17 protein-coding genes and 2 tRNA genes are annotated in these 16,123 nt (G+C 63.5%); 5 read left to right on the forward strand and 14 right to left on the reverse strand.

Annotation, left to right across the window (positions count from 1 at the left end):
* Positions 1-36 precede the first annotated feature (36 nt).
* Entirely contained in the window at positions 37-1,677 is a 1,641-nt protein-coding gene (locus HAP48_RS11490; RefSeq protein ID WP_166213698.1) for a DUF927 domain-containing protein, read from the forward strand.
* 283 nt (positions 1,678-1,960) lie between these two features.
* Positions 1,961-2,998, forward strand: a complete 1,038-nt coding sequence (locus HAP48_RS11495) for a tyrosine-type recombinase/integrase (RefSeq protein ID WP_166213697.1) — start codon at positions 1,961-1,963, stop codon at positions 2,996-2,998.
* Between the two features lie 65 nt (positions 2,999-3,063).
* Here the strand turns inward: HAP48_RS11495 and HAP48_RS11500 are convergent.
* Together HAP48_RS11500 and yacG are read right to left on the reverse strand one after the other, a co-directional pair.
* A tRNA-Phe gene (locus HAP48_RS11500) sits at positions 3,064-3,139 on the reverse strand.
* 139 nt (positions 3,140-3,278) lie between these two features.
* Positions 3,279-3,461 (reverse strand): DNA gyrase inhibitor YacG, encoded by a 183-nt coding sequence (gene yacG / locus HAP48_RS11505; RefSeq protein WP_166213696.1) that lies wholly within the window; start codon positions 3,459-3,461, stop codon positions 3,279-3,281.
* Positions 3,462-3,629: 168 nt separating this feature from the next.
* On the opposite strand from yacG, the gene HAP48_RS11510 reads away from it, so the two are divergent.
* Positions 3,630-4,718 (forward strand): ISAs1 family transposase, encoded by a 1,089-nt coding sequence (locus tag HAP48_RS11510; protein ID WP_210292854.1) that lies wholly within the window; start codon positions 3,630-3,632, stop codon positions 4,716-4,718.
* Between the two features lie 158 nt (positions 4,719-4,876).
* On the opposite strand, the gene HAP48_RS11515 is transcribed toward HAP48_RS11510, so the two are convergent.
* The 7 genes from HAP48_RS11515 to HAP48_RS11545 form a co-directional block, all read right to left on the reverse strand.
* Positions 4,877-5,506, reverse strand: a complete 630-nt coding sequence (locus tag HAP48_RS11515; RefSeq protein ID WP_166213695.1) for a Maf-like protein — start codon at positions 5,504-5,506, stop codon at positions 4,877-4,879.
* A 186-nt stretch (positions 5,507-5,692) separates the two neighbouring features.
* Positions 5,693-6,154: an arsenate-mycothiol transferase ArsC gene (locus HAP48_RS11520; RefSeq protein WP_166213694.1), complete on the reverse strand. Its 462-nt coding sequence runs from the start codon at positions 6,152-6,154 to the stop codon at positions 5,693-5,695.
* Between the two features lie 36 nt (positions 6,155-6,190).
* Positions 6,191-6,697 (reverse strand): UPF0262 family protein, encoded by a 507-nt coding sequence (locus HAP48_RS11525; protein WP_029079842.1) that lies wholly within the window; start codon positions 6,695-6,697, stop codon positions 6,191-6,193.
* Positions 6,694-7,989, reverse strand: coding sequence for a histidinol dehydrogenase (gene hisD, locus HAP48_RS11530; RefSeq protein ID WP_166213693.1), 1,296 nt, complete (start codon positions 7,987-7,989; stop codon positions 6,694-6,696). The genes HAP48_RS11525 and hisD overlap by 4 nt, the downstream gene beginning before the upstream one ends.
* Positions 7,990-8,205: 216 nt before the next feature.
* Positions 8,206-8,634 (reverse strand): DUF2948 family protein, encoded by a 429-nt coding sequence (locus tag HAP48_RS11535; RefSeq protein ID WP_166213692.1) that lies wholly within the window; start codon positions 8,632-8,634, stop codon positions 8,206-8,208.
* An 80-nt stretch (positions 8,635-8,714) separates the two neighbouring features.
* Positions 8,715-9,374, reverse strand: coding sequence for a Rossmann-fold NAD(P)-binding domain-containing protein (locus tag HAP48_RS11540; RefSeq protein WP_166213691.1), 660 nt, complete (start codon positions 9,372-9,374; stop codon positions 8,715-8,717).
* 51 nt (positions 9,375-9,425) lie between these two features.
* Positions 9,426-10,364, reverse strand: a complete 939-nt coding sequence (locus HAP48_RS11545) for an SDR family oxidoreductase (protein ID WP_166213690.1) — start codon at positions 10,362-10,364, stop codon at positions 9,426-9,428.
* Between the two features lie 114 nt (positions 10,365-10,478).
* On the opposite strand from HAP48_RS11545, the gene HAP48_RS11550 reads away from it, so the two are divergent.
* Positions 10,479-11,129, forward strand: coding sequence for a TetR family transcriptional regulator (locus HAP48_RS11550; RefSeq protein ID WP_420869862.1), 651 nt, complete (start codon positions 10,479-10,481; stop codon positions 11,127-11,129).
* Between the two features lie 181 nt (positions 11,130-11,310).
* Here the strand turns inward: HAP48_RS11550 and HAP48_RS11555 are convergent, their stop codons facing one another.
* The 5 genes from HAP48_RS11555 to HAP48_RS11575 form a co-directional block, all read right to left on the reverse strand.
* A complete protein-coding gene (locus HAP48_RS11555; RefSeq protein WP_166213688.1) occupies positions 11,311-12,135 on the reverse strand; it encodes an alpha/beta fold hydrolase in 825 nt (274 codons plus the stop codon).
* Positions 12,136-12,271: 136 nt separating this feature from the next.
* Positions 12,272-12,772, reverse strand: coding sequence for a hypothetical protein (locus HAP48_RS11560; RefSeq protein WP_166213687.1), 501 nt, complete (start codon positions 12,770-12,772; stop codon positions 12,272-12,274).
* A 223-nt stretch (positions 12,773-12,995) separates the two neighbouring features.
* Positions 12,996-13,304, reverse strand: a complete 309-nt coding sequence (locus HAP48_RS11565) for a UBP-type zinc finger domain-containing protein (RefSeq protein ID WP_166213686.1) — start codon at positions 13,302-13,304, stop codon at positions 12,996-12,998.
* A 170-nt stretch (positions 13,305-13,474) separates the two neighbouring features.
* Positions 13,475-15,172 carry an FAD-dependent oxidoreductase gene (locus tag HAP48_RS11570; RefSeq protein WP_166213685.1) on the reverse strand — a complete coding sequence of 566 codons (1,698 nt, stop codon included), beginning with the start codon at positions 15,170-15,172 and terminating at the stop codon, positions 13,475-13,477.
* A 53-nt stretch (positions 15,173-15,225) separates the two neighbouring features.
* Positions 15,226-15,435 carry a hypothetical protein gene (locus HAP48_RS11575; RefSeq protein ID WP_166213684.1) on the reverse strand — a complete coding sequence of 70 codons (210 nt, stop codon included), beginning with the start codon at positions 15,433-15,435 and terminating at the stop codon, positions 15,226-15,228.
* Between the two features lie 316 nt (positions 15,436-15,751).
* Between HAP48_RS11575 and HAP48_RS11580 the strand changes: the two genes are divergently transcribed.
* Positions 15,752-15,826 (forward strand) — tRNA-Thr (locus HAP48_RS11580).
* The last annotated feature ends 297 nt before the right edge of the window (positions 15,827-16,123 follow it).

A 16,123-nucleotide genomic window follows, 5' to 3' on the forward strand; every position in this document is an offset into this window, starting at 1 on the left:
CCGCTGATGCACGGTTTGCACACCAGGAAAATCGTCATGACTAAGACCGTAACTCCACATCTAAGAAAGCTATCAACCATCGAAGACGAGGCAACAGGCGACTTTTACGTCAGGTTTAGTATACGCACTGAAGACGGATGCAAGCGTGAAATTGAGCTGCCCCGAGCTGACCTGACCGAGCCGACGACATTGGCCAAGAAGCTCTTTGGGCTAGGTGCTGTGCTGCCTCCAAAAGGTCAACGGGCCGCATATCTCTCGAAGCTTGCCGATGCGCCCTGCTCACGAAATCTGAAGCGCGTCGGGAGATCAGGGTGGCAAGATAATTTTCTTACCTTTGTCTGGCAGACGAAGGTCTTGGGTATCGACGAAGGCAGATTGATCGGTCCTCGCGTTTCGACAGACGAAAGCGAACGGGGACGGGTTCGTATCTCAGGAACTTACGAATCTTGGAAAGACAGCGTTGGCGTGCTGTCCAAGTTCTCTTCCTATGCCATGCTTGCTGTCGCTTCAGCCTTCGCCGCTCCGTTGTTGCTAGTATCAGCCGAAGATAGTTTCGCGATTTGCCTGGCCGCACGAACACGATCAGGAAAAACGGCCATTGCTCAAATGGGAGCTTCAGTCGTCGGCTTAGGGCAGAAGAGCAATTTGATGACATGGCATAATACGGAAGCAGGACTTGAGGAACAGCTTCCAAGATTCAACGACTGCTTATCCGTTATTGATGACTTCGAAACCATGAAGGGCTCGGATGTTCATAAGTATGAGCGGATTCGAAACGTTTCGTATGGCGTGGGTGCCGGGGCGGAGAAACAGCGCCATTCCTCTTTCGCTACGAGAACCAGGCTATGGCGCACCATCGTGATTACTTCGATGGAGAAGCCCATCTATGTTCTAGCCGCAAAAACCAAACAGACCCGACAACCAGGGGAGACGGTTCGGCTCATCGACATTCCCGTTCTCTCAAAGGATCGTGATCATATCTTCGATCTGGCAGAAGACGGCGGAAGCCAGATTTCCAGAGAATGGAAAACCAAGGCATTCAATTCCATCATCAATGCGTGTCGTGACAATCATGGTGCAACCTTCCAGCGGTATGTCACCACGCTTTGCAAAGATGCAACGCTCACGAAGCAGCAAACAGATAAGTATCGGGGTCGATTCGTCCTCAAAGTATCGCTCTCTGAGGATGGGGATATGGCGAACGATTTGGCTCGAAAATTCGGTCTTATTTATGCTGGTGGAGCGATTGCCATCCAGCAAAAGCTCGTGCCCTGGACCCGGTCCGAGCTTTTTCGTGCAGTTGCCAAATGCTACCGCGCCGCGCGTGACCTTCTTCCTGATGAGGGTGTCGAGACTCGGAAGGGGCTTCAGCTCCTGCAGGCAGAACTCGAAAAGCTTAAGTCGAAAAAGGCAATCTCGTCGTTCGATACCGAAATCGGCTACAGAATTAAGAAAAATGGAACTATTCGATACGTTATGAAGACCAAAGATTTCAACTCGATCTTTGACTCACCACACCAACGCGCGCTGGTGGAAGCAACGCTGGCGAACTCTAAACGGTTGACGATGACCAACCCAAAGAACGCTCACGGTAGGAGAGCTGCAAAGCGTCAGCCGCTATGGCCAGACGGCAAACGTCGCAGGTCAATTGCGATTCTGTCTGCGGACAAAGTGTAAGGGACTTCTTCTTCGATGAAGAAGACGTTGTCTGAGCGGGACAACGGAAAGACCAATGTCCCGCTCAGCATCCCAAGACTTCTGAAAAAGCAACAAGCAGCTGCTTACTGTGGAGTTAGTATCGCAACATTTGCAGCGGTTTGTCCCGTCACCCCGATTGCCCTAGGCGAGGGCAAACGACTTGAGAGGTATGACATTCGCGACTTAGATGATTGGATCGAAACTTTGAGGGGAAATAATTCCCATGGACGAAAAGATTGGCTCTCTTTGTTGAGGTAGTGCGATGGCAATAATCCGCGTGAAGGGGCTTAAGCGGTATCGGGTAAAAGGCCGGTGGTATGCATACCATCGCAAATCTGGCGTGCGACTAAAATCTGAATTTGGCACTGCGGAATTCATCGCCGAGTTGGAAACGCTGGAACGCAAGCTCAGGAAGGCCGAAGCTCTACCGGGTACGATGGGAAAGCTATTTGCATCTTACAGGGCGTCACCGGCTTTCACCGATTTGGCAATTACCTCTCGGAACGGCTATTCGCGAATGATGAATTTGCTCAACCCGCTAGACGAGATGCCACTCGTTGAATTGACACCGCAGTTCATTGCCGGGCTGAGAGATAAAATGGCCGAGCGACATGGCCGCAGGCAGGCGAATTATGTGATGGCAGTCATTTCAGTCGCCTGTGAACACGGCAAAGAACACGGGATCATTCGCGAAAACCCGGTCAAGGGCGTGAAGAGAGTCAGGCGCTCAAGGATTGCACCGGCTGCCAATAGACCTTGGACAATCGAAGAATGCAGAACCGTGCTCACGGAACTGCCACACCAATTGAAATTACCGGTGGCGCTGGCGATGTTCACTGGCCTTCGCAAAGGCGACGTACTGGCGCTTAGGAAGAGTGCCATCCGAAGTGGGCGAATTTGGCGGCGAACGAACAAGACCGGTCTAGAGCTTTCGATTCCAATCCATCCAGACTTGGCTCAAATCCTGGCTGGATCTCCGCACCACAATGCGATCACCGTCGCTGCAACGACGAACGCCACGCCATGGACCGAGAGCGGTTTCAATTCGAGTTTCATCAAGGCGATGGCCACTCTCAAACGATCAGGCAGAATTGGCGACGGCCTCACGTTTCATGGCCTTCGTCACACGGTCGGCACGCTTCTCATTGAAGCAGGCTACGATATCGACACAGTGCGCCGCTGGCTTGGCCAGAAGACACTCGCGATGGCGATCCACTACTCAGAGTCAGCAGATACTTCGCAACGAATGCGGGAGGTGATCACAAAACTCGATCCGCTAGGGAGCAAATCGCGAACATAACTGTCTAACTTGTCAGCGGAAGCGTCTAACTCAACAATTGTGCTGGGCGTAAGTCATTGAAATCGTGGTGCCCAGGGGCGGGATCGAACCACCGACACTGCGATTTTCAGTCGCATGCTCTACCAACTGAGCTACCTGGGCATACTCGCGGGGCCGAAAGGCCGCAGCGAGCGGGCGGTTTATAGAGAGGTCGGAGCGCCGTGTCCACCCGCCTTCGCCAAAGGCTTCGGCGTGGCAGGCCCGCCCGGCGTTGTTTCCCCAACTTGTTGGGAAATCTTGGCTATTCCGGGTCCTCCACGTCGTCCTCGCGGCCGGGGACGACATAGCGGCCGGTCAGCCAGCGGTTGAGGTCGACGTCGCGGCAGCGGGGGGAACAGAACGGGAGAAAAGCCTGCTGGGCGGGCTTGCTGCAGATCGGGCAGGCCCGGGTGGTGGCCGGGGGTGTTCGGGCTTGGTCGGTCATGGCTGGGCGGAGTTTACACCAGTTGGCGATTGAGGAGGCGGCCGCATGTTCCGCTGTGCCCCCTCTCCCGCTTGCGGGCAGGGGAATCGCATATGGATTTTTCTTGTGTTGAGGCTGAATAGGGATTCTTGAGGGAGGCAGTTTTTCGAAGGAGAAACGGCCATCTGCCTGGAAACCTGTTTTGGATCGGTTCCCGACCCCCGAGCCGGAAACGCGACGCATCGGTTGGGCGACCTGATCGTGATGATGGTCGCCGCGAGCCTGTGCGGGGCCGCGACAGCAACCGAATTTGCGTTGTTCGCGGAGACCCGCAGGGCTGTGCTGTCTCGCCTGATCGATTACGACGTGGCCCCCAGCCACGATACTTTCTCGCGGCTTTTGCGGCTGCTGGATCCGCGGGCGTTCGAGCAGGCTTTTGCGTCGTTTGCCGCGGGTTTTGCCCGGGCGCTCGGCGAATCCAGCGGCACGACTGTGGCCACGCCAGACGAGGTGGTCGCGCTCGACGGCAAGGCCTTGCGGCGCGCCTATGAACAAGGCCAGCAGGCCTATCCGCCGCTGACGGTCTCGGCCTTCGCCACGCAAACCCGGCTTTGCCTTGCGGCCGCGTCGCCGACGGCGGCCGAGAACGAGATTGAGGCCGCCCTGAAGGTGATCGCGCTGATTGATCTGACTGACAAGATCGTCACGGCCGACGCGCTGCATTGCCATCGCCGGATGGCCGAGGCGGTCGTCGAACAGAATGCGGACTATGTGCTGGCGCTGAAAGGCAACCGTGGTCACTGGCACAAGGAAGCCGAGAGCCTGCTGGCACGAGCGCCCTCGCCACCGGTTGTCGAGCAGACGGAACGCGGTCATGGCCGCGACGAATGGCGGAAAGCTGAGGTGGTGCCGGTCGAGACCGCGCTGATGCCCGGCCATGCCGCCATCATCCGGATCACTTCCCGGCGTGATCGGTCCGAGCCGCTGACGCGCTTGTTCATGACCTCGCGCGTGTTCTCGCCGCAGCAGGCCCTCGACATCACGCGAGCCCATTGGCAGGTCGAGAACGGCCTGCACTGGATGCTTGATGTTCATCTCGCCGAGGATATGAACCGAGCTCGCAAGGACCACGCACCTGCCAACATCGCCATCCTCAAGCGAATCGCAAAAAATATCCTGCAGATGACCGACCCGCCGAAGGTCCCTATCAGCCACCGCATCAAAAAATGCGCATGGAACGACGACTACCTCCTCAAAGCCCTGGCCCATATGCGATAGCCCTGCGCTTGCGGGGGAGGGCTGGGGTGGGGGTATCACCGCTGGTCATGTCGTGGAGAGAGCCCCCACCCGTATCGCATCTTCGATGCGATACGACCTCCTCCGCAAGCGGGAGAGGTGGAAGAGCGGATGCGGTTCGAGGTCGTTTCTATCCGTACTCACACCGCGACGGCGTTGAGCCAGCCGTGGCGGATCGGAAAGCCCTCGCCGCCGAGCAGGGTCACGGTCTCGTAGAGCGGCAGGCCGACCACATTGGTGTAGGAGCCGACCAGCTTGACCACGAAGGATCCGGCGATGCCCTGCACGGCATAGCCGCCAGCCTTGCCGCGCCATTCGCCGGAGCCGATATAGGCCTGGATGTCGTCCTCGCTGAGCCGCTTGAAGCGCACGCGGGTCTCGACCAGGCGCTGGCGGAAGGCCTCACGCGGCGTCACCACGCAGATCGCGGTGTAGACGCGGTGGTTGCGGCCCGACAACAGCCGCAGGCACTGCGCAGCCTCGTCGACCAGATTGGCTTTCGGCAAGATGCGGCGGCCGACCGCGACCACGGTGTCGGCAGAGATGATAAAGGAGCCGCGCAGATCGTCGTCGAGCTGCACCGACTTCAGCGCCGCGTCGGCCTTGGCGCGCGCCAGCCGGTTGGCGCAGGCGCGCGGCAGCTCGCCCCGCCGCGGGGTCTCGTCGACATCGGCCGGGCGCAGCGCATCGGGCTCGATGCCGGCCTGGTTGAGCAGGGCCAGCCGCCGCGGCGAACCGGAAGCAAGAACGAATTTGGGACGGCCTAGCATGCGGGTTTTTGGGCTGAATCGGGGGGACGGACGCGGGCGGAACCTATCGGATGGGGCATGGATGCACAACCTTGGAACCGGCTGCGCATCGCGCTTCCCCGTGGGCGACACGGCCCCATAAGCACAGCTGTTTGTCAGTCTGGCGACAAGGGGCGTTCTGCGAATCGGAACACGCCTCGCGAAGCCTCACAGGTTCGCCGCGCCCTTGGCAAAGCGGCGGCGGATGCGCAGCAACAGGCCGTCGCAAACCTCGCGATAGGCAGCGAGCTTCTGCTCGCGCGTCCCCTCGGTGCCGGTCGGGTCCACCGTCGGCCAGTACTCGACATCGGCGGCGAGCGTGCGGGTGAGGTCGAGCGCCCTGTGATGGGCCTCCGGCGCCAGCGTGATGATCAGGTCGAAGTTCAGGCCTTCCCAGTCCTCGAGTTCCTCGAAGGTCTGTGGCTTGTGGGTGGAGATGTCCTGGCCGAGTTCCGCCATCACGGCGATCGCGAACGGGTCGAGCTCGCCCTTCCGTACGCCGGCCGAGCGGACATAAAGGCCTTGCGGGAACATCTGCTGCAGCAGGCTTTCGGCCATCGGCGAGCGCACGCTGTTGAGGCCGCATGCGAACAGCACGGCCTGCGGGTTGCGCGCGCGCGGCGCTGCCATGCGATCAGGCTTTCGGTCGAGGGGCCGACACCGACATCATGCGCCCTCGCCTTTCCAATGCAGCACGGTGATGAGGGTGAACAGCCGCCGCGCGGTCTCGAAATCGACCCGCACCTTGCCCTTGAGCCGCTCCTGCAGCGTGCGCGAGCCCTCGTCATGGATGCCGCGGCGGCCCATGTCGATCGCCTCGATCTTGTCCGGCGTCGCGGTCCGGATCGCCTGATAATAGCTGTCGCAGATCATGAAGTAGTCCTTCACGACGCGGCGGAACGGCGTCAGCGACAACAGATGCGCGACCACCGGCGCGCCGTCCTCCTTGCGGATATCGAACATCAGCCGGTTGCCGGTAATCGCGATGTGAAGGGTGTAGGGCCCCGGCCCGGCGCCGCCTTCCGGCGCAAACAGATTCTGCTCGACCAGGTCGTAGATCGCGATCGCCCGCTCATGCTCGATGTCGGGCCCGGAACGGCCGATCGATTCCTCGTCGAGCGTCACCGCGACGATGCGATTGTTGGAATCCTCGTCGTCTGGTGGCTTGTTCATGAGAGGTTGAGGCGCAATCCGACGGAACGTGAATGGGCATCGAGACCCTCGGCCTGGCCGAGCGTCATCGCGGCGGGCCCGAGCGCACGAAGCTGATCCGGCCCGCAGCGCAGGATCGAGGTTCGCTTCATGAAGTCAAGCACCCCGAGGCCCGAGGAGAACCGCGCCGAACGCGCGGTCGGCAGCACGTGGTTGGAGCCGCCGACATAATCGCCGATCGCTTCCGGCGTATGGGCCCCGAGGAAGATCGCCCCGGCGTTGCGGACCTGCTTCGACAGGGCCTCGGCGTCCGCGGTCATGATCTCGAGGTGCTCGGCCGCGATCGCGTTGGCGAGCTCCACTGCGTCGTCGAGCTTTGCCACCTTGATGACGGCGCCAAAATCGTTCCACGAGGCGCGCGCGATCGCCGCACGCGGCAGCGTCGCAAGCTGCGCCTCGACCGCGCGCTCGACATCGGCGGCGAGCCGCGCACTGTCGGTGATCAGAATCGACTGCGCGCTGACGTCATGCTCGGCCTGCGCCAGCAGATCGGCCGCGATCCAGTCGGCATTGCCGGTGTCGTCGGCGATGACGAGTACCTCGGAGGGCCCGGCGATCATGTCGATGCCGACCTTGCCGAACACCAGCCGCTTGGCGGCGGCGACATAGGCGTTGCCGGGGCCGACGATCTTGGCGACCGGCGCGATCGTCGCGGTACCATAGGCCAGCGCCGCCACCGCCTGGGCGCCGCCGACGCGGTAGATCTCCGAGACGCCGCCGAGACCTGCTGCCGCCAGCACCAGCGGGTTCAGCTTGCCGTCCGGCGCCGGCACCACCATCACCACCCGCGGCACGCCGGCAACCTTGGCCGGCACCGCGTTCATCAGCACCGAGGACGGATAGGCCGCGGTGCCGCCGGGCACGTAGAGACCGACCGCATCGACCGCGCTCCAGCGCCAGCCGAGTTCGACGCCGGCGGCGTCGGTAAAGCGCTCGTCCTTCGGCAGCTGGCGGCGATGGAAGGTCTCGATCCGGTCGCGCGCGAATTTCAGCGCCTCGACGGTCCCGGGATCGCACGCGGCGACCGCGGCGTCGATTTCGGCGGCGGCGATGCGCAGGCCGGCGGCGTCGACGTCGAGCCGGTCGAATTTTTTGGTCGCCTCGAGCAGCGCCGCATCGCCGCGGGCCGCCACGTCGTCGACGATGGCGCGAGTGGCGCGCTCGACGTCGGCCGACACCTCGCGCTTGGCCGCCAGGAAATCGCGGAAACGCTGGTCGAAATCGGCGCTCTGTCGGTCCAGGCGAACGGGCATGGCGGCTTTCTGAAGAGGACTCTGGGTCCCTGCTCAATGGCGCGGCGGATAATGGCCGTCAACCCTTGGGGGGCGCCGAAATTGCAGTCGTCCCGGCGAAGGCCGGGACCCATTACCCCAGAAGCCTGCTGCTGGAGCAGGGTGGGACCCCCAGCGTCCCATAACAAATGGCATTTGTGGTTATGGGTCCCGGCCTTCGCCGGGACGACGGCATATTTACCCCGCCGCCACCCCGAGATCATCCGTGCCGAGATCGGTCAATTCGCACTCCAGGCACTCGACATCGAGCCGCAGCGCCGCGCCTTGCCCGAACATCAGGAGCGCGCTGCCGCCCGGCGGGTCGGAGGCATGGAATTCGATTCCGAGCAGTTCCAGGGTGGCCTCCGGGGCCTCCAGGTCGATATTGCGCGACTTGCATGCCAGCACCCGGTCGAACCTGAGCGCGGCGATCAGCCGGCGCGAGCAGGCGCCGCCGGACAGGGTCTGCTCCCAGTCCAGCCGGTTCAACCCGACCACCAGGCGTTTCTCGTCCTGGCGCCAGACGATGTCGGCGGGCTGGACGCGGGCGTCCTGCACGTGGGCGGAGATGACCGCGAGGTCATCGGCATCGAGGGCGATCAGTTTCAGGGGAGCAGGTGGGGACATGCGGTAGTTATAACGGCTTGGGGCCCCGGAGGTACCATCCCTCCAAGGAAATCCCGCCCAGGGGAACCGGCGCCGCCTCGTCAGAGGCTGTTGATGTCCTCGCTCTCCAGCACCGGCCGGGGGTAGCCGTCGCGGGCCACCTTGAGCATGGCGCGGCCGAGTTGTTCCGACGTGGTCATATGGCCGGGGGCAAGCCGGACCAGAAGCGACAGCAGCGGCGAGGTCGCGAGATAGATCGCCTGCACCCAGGGTGTCTTGGAGCGCACGCCGTGCAGCGGCTGGATGCCGGCGGGGCGGAACATGTAGGCGGCCTTGAACGGCAGCTTGAGCAGGTCGTTCTCGGTCTTGCCCTTGACCCGCGCCCACATCAGCGAGCCTTGCTCGGTGGAATCGGTGCCGCGCCCGGTGACATAGGTGAACACCATGCCCGGATTGAGCCGCGCCAGCGCCGTCGCCGCGGCCAGCGTGACGTCGTAGGTGAGATGGCGGTAACGCGCCTCGTCCGTGCCGATCGAGGAGACGCCGAGGCAGAAGAAGCAGGCGTCATAGCCGGTCAGCTGCGGCTCGATCGCGCTGTAATCGATGAAATTGTCGCAGGTCAGCTCGACGAGCTTGGCATCGCGCTGCCCGGTCGGGCTGCGCCCGACCGCGAGCACCCGCTCGACGCCGGGATCGAGCAGGCATTCGCGCAGCACGCCCTGCCCGACCATGCCGGTCGCGCCGAACAGGATGATTTTCATCTCGATTGCCCCTCGATGCCGCCATGATGTCTCCTTGCCGCCCGGTCGCACTCAGGCGGCGGTGGCGATCTGATCGAACGATACACCGGTCAGCATCGCCGAGACATCCCAGAGCTGCTCCGCCACCACGGTGTCCCTGGCCTGCGGCATGATCCGCGCCGGCACCGGCGGTCCCTTCAATTCATAGAACCAGTCGGGCCCGTAATAGCCGCCGGGCTCGGCCGCCGGCGAGGTCGCCGCGAACAGCGTCGGCAGCGCGCCCGCGGCCGCCGAATGGCTCATGAAGGGCTGCAGATATCGGCCGAGCCGCCACGACAGGCTGTCGGTGCCGGGCCCGTTCGGGATCAGCTCGGTGCGCGCATAGCCGGGATGCGCGGCATTGCTCATGATCCCCCAGCCATTGCGCGCGCTGCGGCGCTGCAGCTCGAGCGCAAACATCAGCATCGCAAGCTTCGACTGGCAGTAGGCACGCCACGGCACATAGGCGCGCTGCGACTGCAGATCGGCGAAGTTGATCGCGCCGGTGCGGTGGGCGAGGCTCGACAGATTGACGACGCGGGTGTTTTGGCCGCGGCACAGCTGCGGCAACAGATGTGCGGTCAGCGCGTAGTGGCCGAGATAGTTGGTGCCGAACTGCATCTCGAAGCCGTCTGACGTGACCTGGCGTTTCGGCAGCGCCATCACGGCGGCATTGTTGATCAACAGGTCGAGCGCATCGTGGCTGGCGGCAAAGCGCGCGGCGAAATCGGCGACCGATGCGAGGCTCGCGAGGTCGAGCGTCTCATAGATCACCGCCGCATCGGGAAGCTGCGCGCGGATCCGCGCCAGCGCGTCCTGCCCCTTGGCGCCGTTGCGGCCGGTCAGCACGACATTGGCGCCGGCACGCGCCAGCGCGAGCGCGGTCTCGTAGCCGAGCCCGCCGGTTGCGCCTGTTATCACCGCGGTCCTGCCGCGCTGCCGCGGAATGTCTGCAGTGCTCCAGCCGGTCATGCTTATATCTCCTTGCGACACGAATCGGTTCTGACGGTTGTTGTCGGTCTTGCGGGTTCCAGCCGCATTCCGATGAAATGTGCACTAAGTGCATTTTTGCAAGAGGTGAAAAATTTGAAGCGCCCTGCGCCCGCGCGCAAATCTGCCAAGCCGCGGCAATCCAACGGGAATTCGGCGCCGCCCACGGCGACGTCCGGCCTGCGCGCGCGCAAGCGGCGGGAAACACGGGAACGGCTGACCCGGGCGGCGATGGCGCTGTTTCTCGAGCGCGGCTTCGAGGCGACCACGCTCGACGACATCGTCGCCGCAGCCGATATCTCGCGCCGCACCTTCTTTCACTATTTCGCGTCGAAGGAAGACGTCGTGTTCGCCTGGCAGGAGGACGGCAGCACGGCGCTGATCGCAGCGGTCGCGGCCCGTCCGGCCACCGAATCCATGCTGCAGGCCGCGGAGAATGCGATCGCCGAAATGGTGCTGCAACTCGATCCGCGCGAGGCGGTCGCACTGGCAAGACTCAAGCGCGACAATCCGGCACTGCAGGCCCGCGATCAGGTGAAGTACGAGAAGCTCGAGCGCGAGCTCGCCGAGGCCTTGCTCAAGCGCGCCGGCAACAAGGCCGACCGGATGAAGGCCCGGCTCGTCGCGATGATCACCACCGGCGCGATGCGCGTCGGCGGCGATCTCTGGGCAGCCGACGGCGCCCGCGAGAAGCCGGAGCTGCTCGCCAAGCGAATCTTCGCCGCGATCCGCGCGATTTTCGAGTGAGCGATCGGAACGACAGGATCTCTACACTCTTCGTGAGGCGAATTCTGGTGAGGTGAGCACGCTCGTCAGGCTCCCTCCCCCCCTTGCGGGTCCCTTGCGGGGGAGGGAACCCTTCCGCTAGTGGCTCCCTCACGCGATCGAAGCAAAGCTGCGTTGCCTGGCACAAGAGAGCAGCGTCACATCACCCCCTGATGAACGCCAGCAGGTCCTTGTTGATGGTCTCGGCTTCCGTCGTCGGCATGCCGTGCGGAAAGCCCTTGTAGGTCTTCAGCGTACCGTTCTTCAAAAGCTTGGCCGAGAGCGGGCCGGAGTCGGCGTAGGGCACGATCTGGTCGTCGTCGCCATGCATCACCAGCACCGGGACGTTGATCTTCTTCAGGTCCTCGGTGAAATCGGTCTGCGAGAACGCGACGATGCCGTCGTAATGCGCCTTGGCGCCGCCCATCATGCCCTGCCGCCACCAGTTCTGGATCACGGCCTCCGACGGCTTTGCGCCGGGCCGGTTGTAGCCATAGAACGGCCCGGCCGGCAAATCTCGGTAGAACTGCGAGCGATTGGCTGCAAGTTGCGCCTGCAGGCCGTCGAACACCGACTTCGGCAGGCCGCCGGGATTGTCAGCCGTCTGCAGCATCAGAGGCGGCACCGCGCTCAGGATCGCCGCCTTCGCCACCCGGCTCTCGCCGTGACGCGCGATGTAGTGCACGACCTCGCCGCCGCCGGTGGAATGGCCGACGTGGACCGCGTTCCTCAAATCGAGATGCGCGGTGACGGAAGCGAGGTCGTCGGCATAATGGTCCATGTCATGGCCGTCGCCGACCTGGGCGGAGCGGCCGTGGCCGCGGCGGTCATGGGCAACGACGCGAAAGCCGTGACCCACGAAGAACAGCATCTGCGCGTCCCAATCGTCCGACGACAACGGCCAGCCATGGCTGAACACGATCGGCTGGCCCGAACCCCAATCCTTGTAGAAGATGTCGACGCCGTCTTTGGTGGTGATAGTGGGCATTTGATTTGCTCCTCTTGTTGCCTTCGTCATTCCGGGGCGACGCGCAGCGTCGAACCCGGAATCCATTTATCCAGGGAATGTGCGGCCCGATGGATTCCGGGCTCGCGCTTCGCGCGCCCCGGAATGACAAGAATGATCAGGCGAACGTGACCGGCCTGAACCGGCGCCACGCGCCGATGATCACGACGGCGAAGAACACCAGCACGATGCCCTGCACCACCGCAAACACCGGGCCGGCGGGCGGATTCGGCGGCACCGCCGGCGCGAGCGCCTGCAGCGCCGGCACCTTGAGGAAGCTCTGGATCACCAGCACGAAGACGTTGAGATAGAGCGAGACCATCGCGGTCACGACATAGATCGGGCGCCAGGCGCCCTTGAGCTGCATCGCATACAGCGCGATGCAGGCGATCACGAGCAGCAGCAGCGAGAGGCCGCCGATGATGTGCGACGGCAGCAGCTTCTCGGTCGCCAGCGGCGGAATCACAAAGCCGGTGGCGCTGGTCAGGATCGTGAACAGCAGGAAGATCGCGGTCAGCCCCGGCATCGCCCGCGAGCCGAGCAAGCCGAACATCACGATCACACCGGCGACGATCGCAATCAGGCTGATAATGACGTGCACGAGCACCAACGTCGTCATGTGACGCACTCCCCATTGAGACCCGCACCACGTTACGATGCGTGACTGGAAATTGCTACATGGTTCGATGGCAGGATGGCCGACATCTCATCAAAAATTTGCCAGCGCTAATTTTGATTGACCCGTCATCCCCGCGCAATGGTTACGCCTTTGCGCGGGGATGACGGTGATAGTCCGTGCGTCCGCCAGATGCCGCGGCACGTGCGCCCGATGAGACATTCAATCAATCATAGCGCGGGATCGGCCCGTTATGCGGCGTCTTGCGCTTCGACAGGTCGAACAGCACCTCGTCGACATAGCACCAGCCCCAGCCTTCCGGCGGATCGTAGCCCTCGATCACGGGATGGCCGGTGGCGTGGAAATGCGCGGTGGCATGCCGGTTCGGCGAGTCATCGCAGCAGCCGACATGGCCGCAGCTCCGGCAGATCCGCAAATGCAGCCAGCGGCTGCCGCTCTTCAGGCATTCCTCGCAGCCGAGCGCGCTCGGCGTGACGTCCTGGATGCTGGCGATGTGGGTGCAGCTTTTTGACATTTTTGGCCTCTCTTTATGCATCCCTGTTCAATCCGTCATCCTGAGGTGCGAGCGCAGCGAGCCTCGAAGGATGAATCGGCCACAGACCGGGCCGTGCATCCTTCGAGGCTCGCCGAAGAGGCTCGCACCTCAGGATGACGGGGATGGAGCTACCCCAATGGATCCTTCTCTCACAGCGACGGACTGCCATCATCGGCGAGATAGCCGTGCAGGGCGGCGACGACCTGGGCGCCCTCGCCGATCGCGCCGCCGACGCGCTTGACCGATCCGGAGCGGACGTCGCCGACCGCGAACACGCCGGGCACCGTGGTCTCGAGCAGCGGCACGGCGCGCGCGCCCTCGCCGCTCTGCACGCCGGTCATCACGAAGCCGCCGCGGTCCACCAGCACCCCGCAACCCTCGAGCCAGCCGGTGGCCGGATCGGCGCCGACGAACAAAAACAGATTGCGGATATCCATGGTGAACTCGTCGGGCGCGAGCCGGCTGCGCCAGCGCACGCGCTCCAGCGTCTCCGCGCCTTCGAGCCCGATCACCTCGGTGTTGAACATCAGTTCGATGTTCGGCGTCGCCTCGATGCGCTCGATCAGGTAGCGCGACATGCTGGCCCCGAGCCCGCCGCCGCGGATCATCATGTTGACCCTGCGGGCATGCGCCGACAGGAACACCGCCGCCTGGCCTGCGGAGTTGCCGCCGCCGACCAGCACGACGTCCTGGTTGGCACAGAGCCGCGCCTCGATCGGCGAGGCCCAGTACCAGACGCCGCGGCCCTCATAGCTCTCGAGATTGTCGATCGCAGGCCGGCGATAGCGCGCGCCGCTCGCCACCACCACCGACCTGGCGCGCAACGTGTGCCCGCATCCGGTGGCGAGCGCGAACGCGCCCGACGCCTTCGTGCAGTCGAGCGATTTGATGGAGACCGGGATCAGCATCTCGGCGCCGAATTTCTGCGCCTGGTTGAAGGCGCGCCCGGCGAGCGCCTGGCCGGAGATGCCGGTCGGGAAACCCAGATAGTTTTCGATCCGCATGCTGGCGCCGGCCTGGCCGCCGAAGGCACGGGAATCGAACACCGCGACCGACAACCCTTCCGAGGCCGCATAGACCGCGGTGGCAAGCCCGGCCGGGCCGCTGCCGACCACGGCGACATCGTAGAGCTTGTCATGCGCGCTGTTGCCGATCATGCCGAGCGCCATCGCAAGCGCGGTCTCGGACGGATTGCGCAGCACCGTGCCGTTCGGACAGACCACCAGCGGCAGCTCGGCGCGCGTCGGCGAATAGCGCGCGACGAGGTCGGCGGCGTCCTTGTCCGTCTCGGGGTCGAGGAAGTGGTGCGGCTGGCCGTTGCGCGCCAGGAAATTCTGCAGCTGCGCCATGTTGCCGACGGACGCAGGGCCGATCAGCACCGGCCCGCCGGCGCCGCCCTGGATCAAGCTGACCCGGCGCAGGATCAGCGCGCGCATGATGCGCTCGCCGAGGTCGGCCTCGGCGACCAGCAGCGCGCGCAATCGCTCGGGCGGCAGCAACAAGGTCTCGACAACGCCGTCGGCATGGCCGTCGACCAGCGCAGGTCGGCCGGAAAGCTGGCCGATCTCGGCGAGGAATTGACCGGGCCCCTGGTCGATCACAGGCGTGACATGGCCGAGGCCATCGCGCTGGGTGATCGCGATGCTGCCCGACAGCACCACGAACATGCCGGGCCCCGGCTTGCCGGTCTCGAACAGCGCCTCGCCGTCCCCAAACGACCGCGGCTCGCCGAAGCGGCGCATCCGCTCGATCTCATGCGCCGTCAGGGTCGGAAAGGTCTGCTCATGGCGCGGGAAGGCGTAGGCGGTTGCGTTCAGCCGATCGATCGTCGTCTCGTCTACAGCCATGTCGGCGACCCGCTTCTTCTTGCAACACACGTTCTTGCAACACACGAGCCGGGTTAACGGCGCGGCTCGTTTCCGCCGGCGTCATCTAGCGAGCGGTCATCTAATGAGTCCTCGGGCCCTTCGGAAGCCACATCCTCGCGACCGCGCGCCTGCGACTTCCGCCGCTTCAGGTTTTCGCGCAGCGCCAGCTTGAGGCGATCCTGTCGTGAATCCTTCACGCGGGCCCCGGCCCGCCCGCCGCCCTTGTCGTGATCGCCCGTCATTGCAAAACTCTCGAACTGCCGACGCCTCTAGCAAGAGGCCAGCATAGACAATGGCCGACGCCGGCGCACCCTGCCCGGTCGGCCAGTTGTGCTCGATGGATGATTCGGCGGGCGGAGAATCAGGAGCTTTCCGGCCGATCGGGACCCAATCCGGCCGAAATCGGCCGGATTGGTCGGAATCGCCGGCGAGGAACGCCAATTTCTGCCGATTTCACCGGCGGCAGGGACGCTGTTTCGCTTGCGCGAAAGGGAGGCCTGTGGCAAGAACCGCCCGCTTGGATGGGCCCTTGGGGCCGATTCAATTTTTCCCGGGCATGCTGCCGTAGCTCAGTGGTAGAGCACTCCATTGGTAATGGAGAGGTCGACAGTTCAATCCTGTCTGGCAGCACCACCTATCCTATTGAGAGGCCTAGATCCTCTTGCAATTGCAGCACTAATCCCGCTTGTTTGCCACCAACCGTCGCCACAAAAACAGGTTTGGTCACCCGACGAAAGCTACTTCGCGGACATAGAGTCGATCATCGCGGGGCGCCTCGACGACCACGAGCCGCCATTCTTATCCGGCGACAACCGTTTTGCCTGGTTGATCTGCTGGACACACCCACGATCAAGCCGGCCCGAAGGGCCGCCGCGGAGCGCAACTTTCTCCGCATCGGCGGGGGCGGATTTTCGCGATAGACCATCGGTC

Origin of the sequence: Bradyrhizobium septentrionale (assembly GCF_011516645.4) — a bacterium.
Classification (GTDB): domain Bacteria; phylum Pseudomonadota; class Alphaproteobacteria; order Rhizobiales; family Xanthobacteraceae; genus Bradyrhizobium; species Bradyrhizobium septentrionale.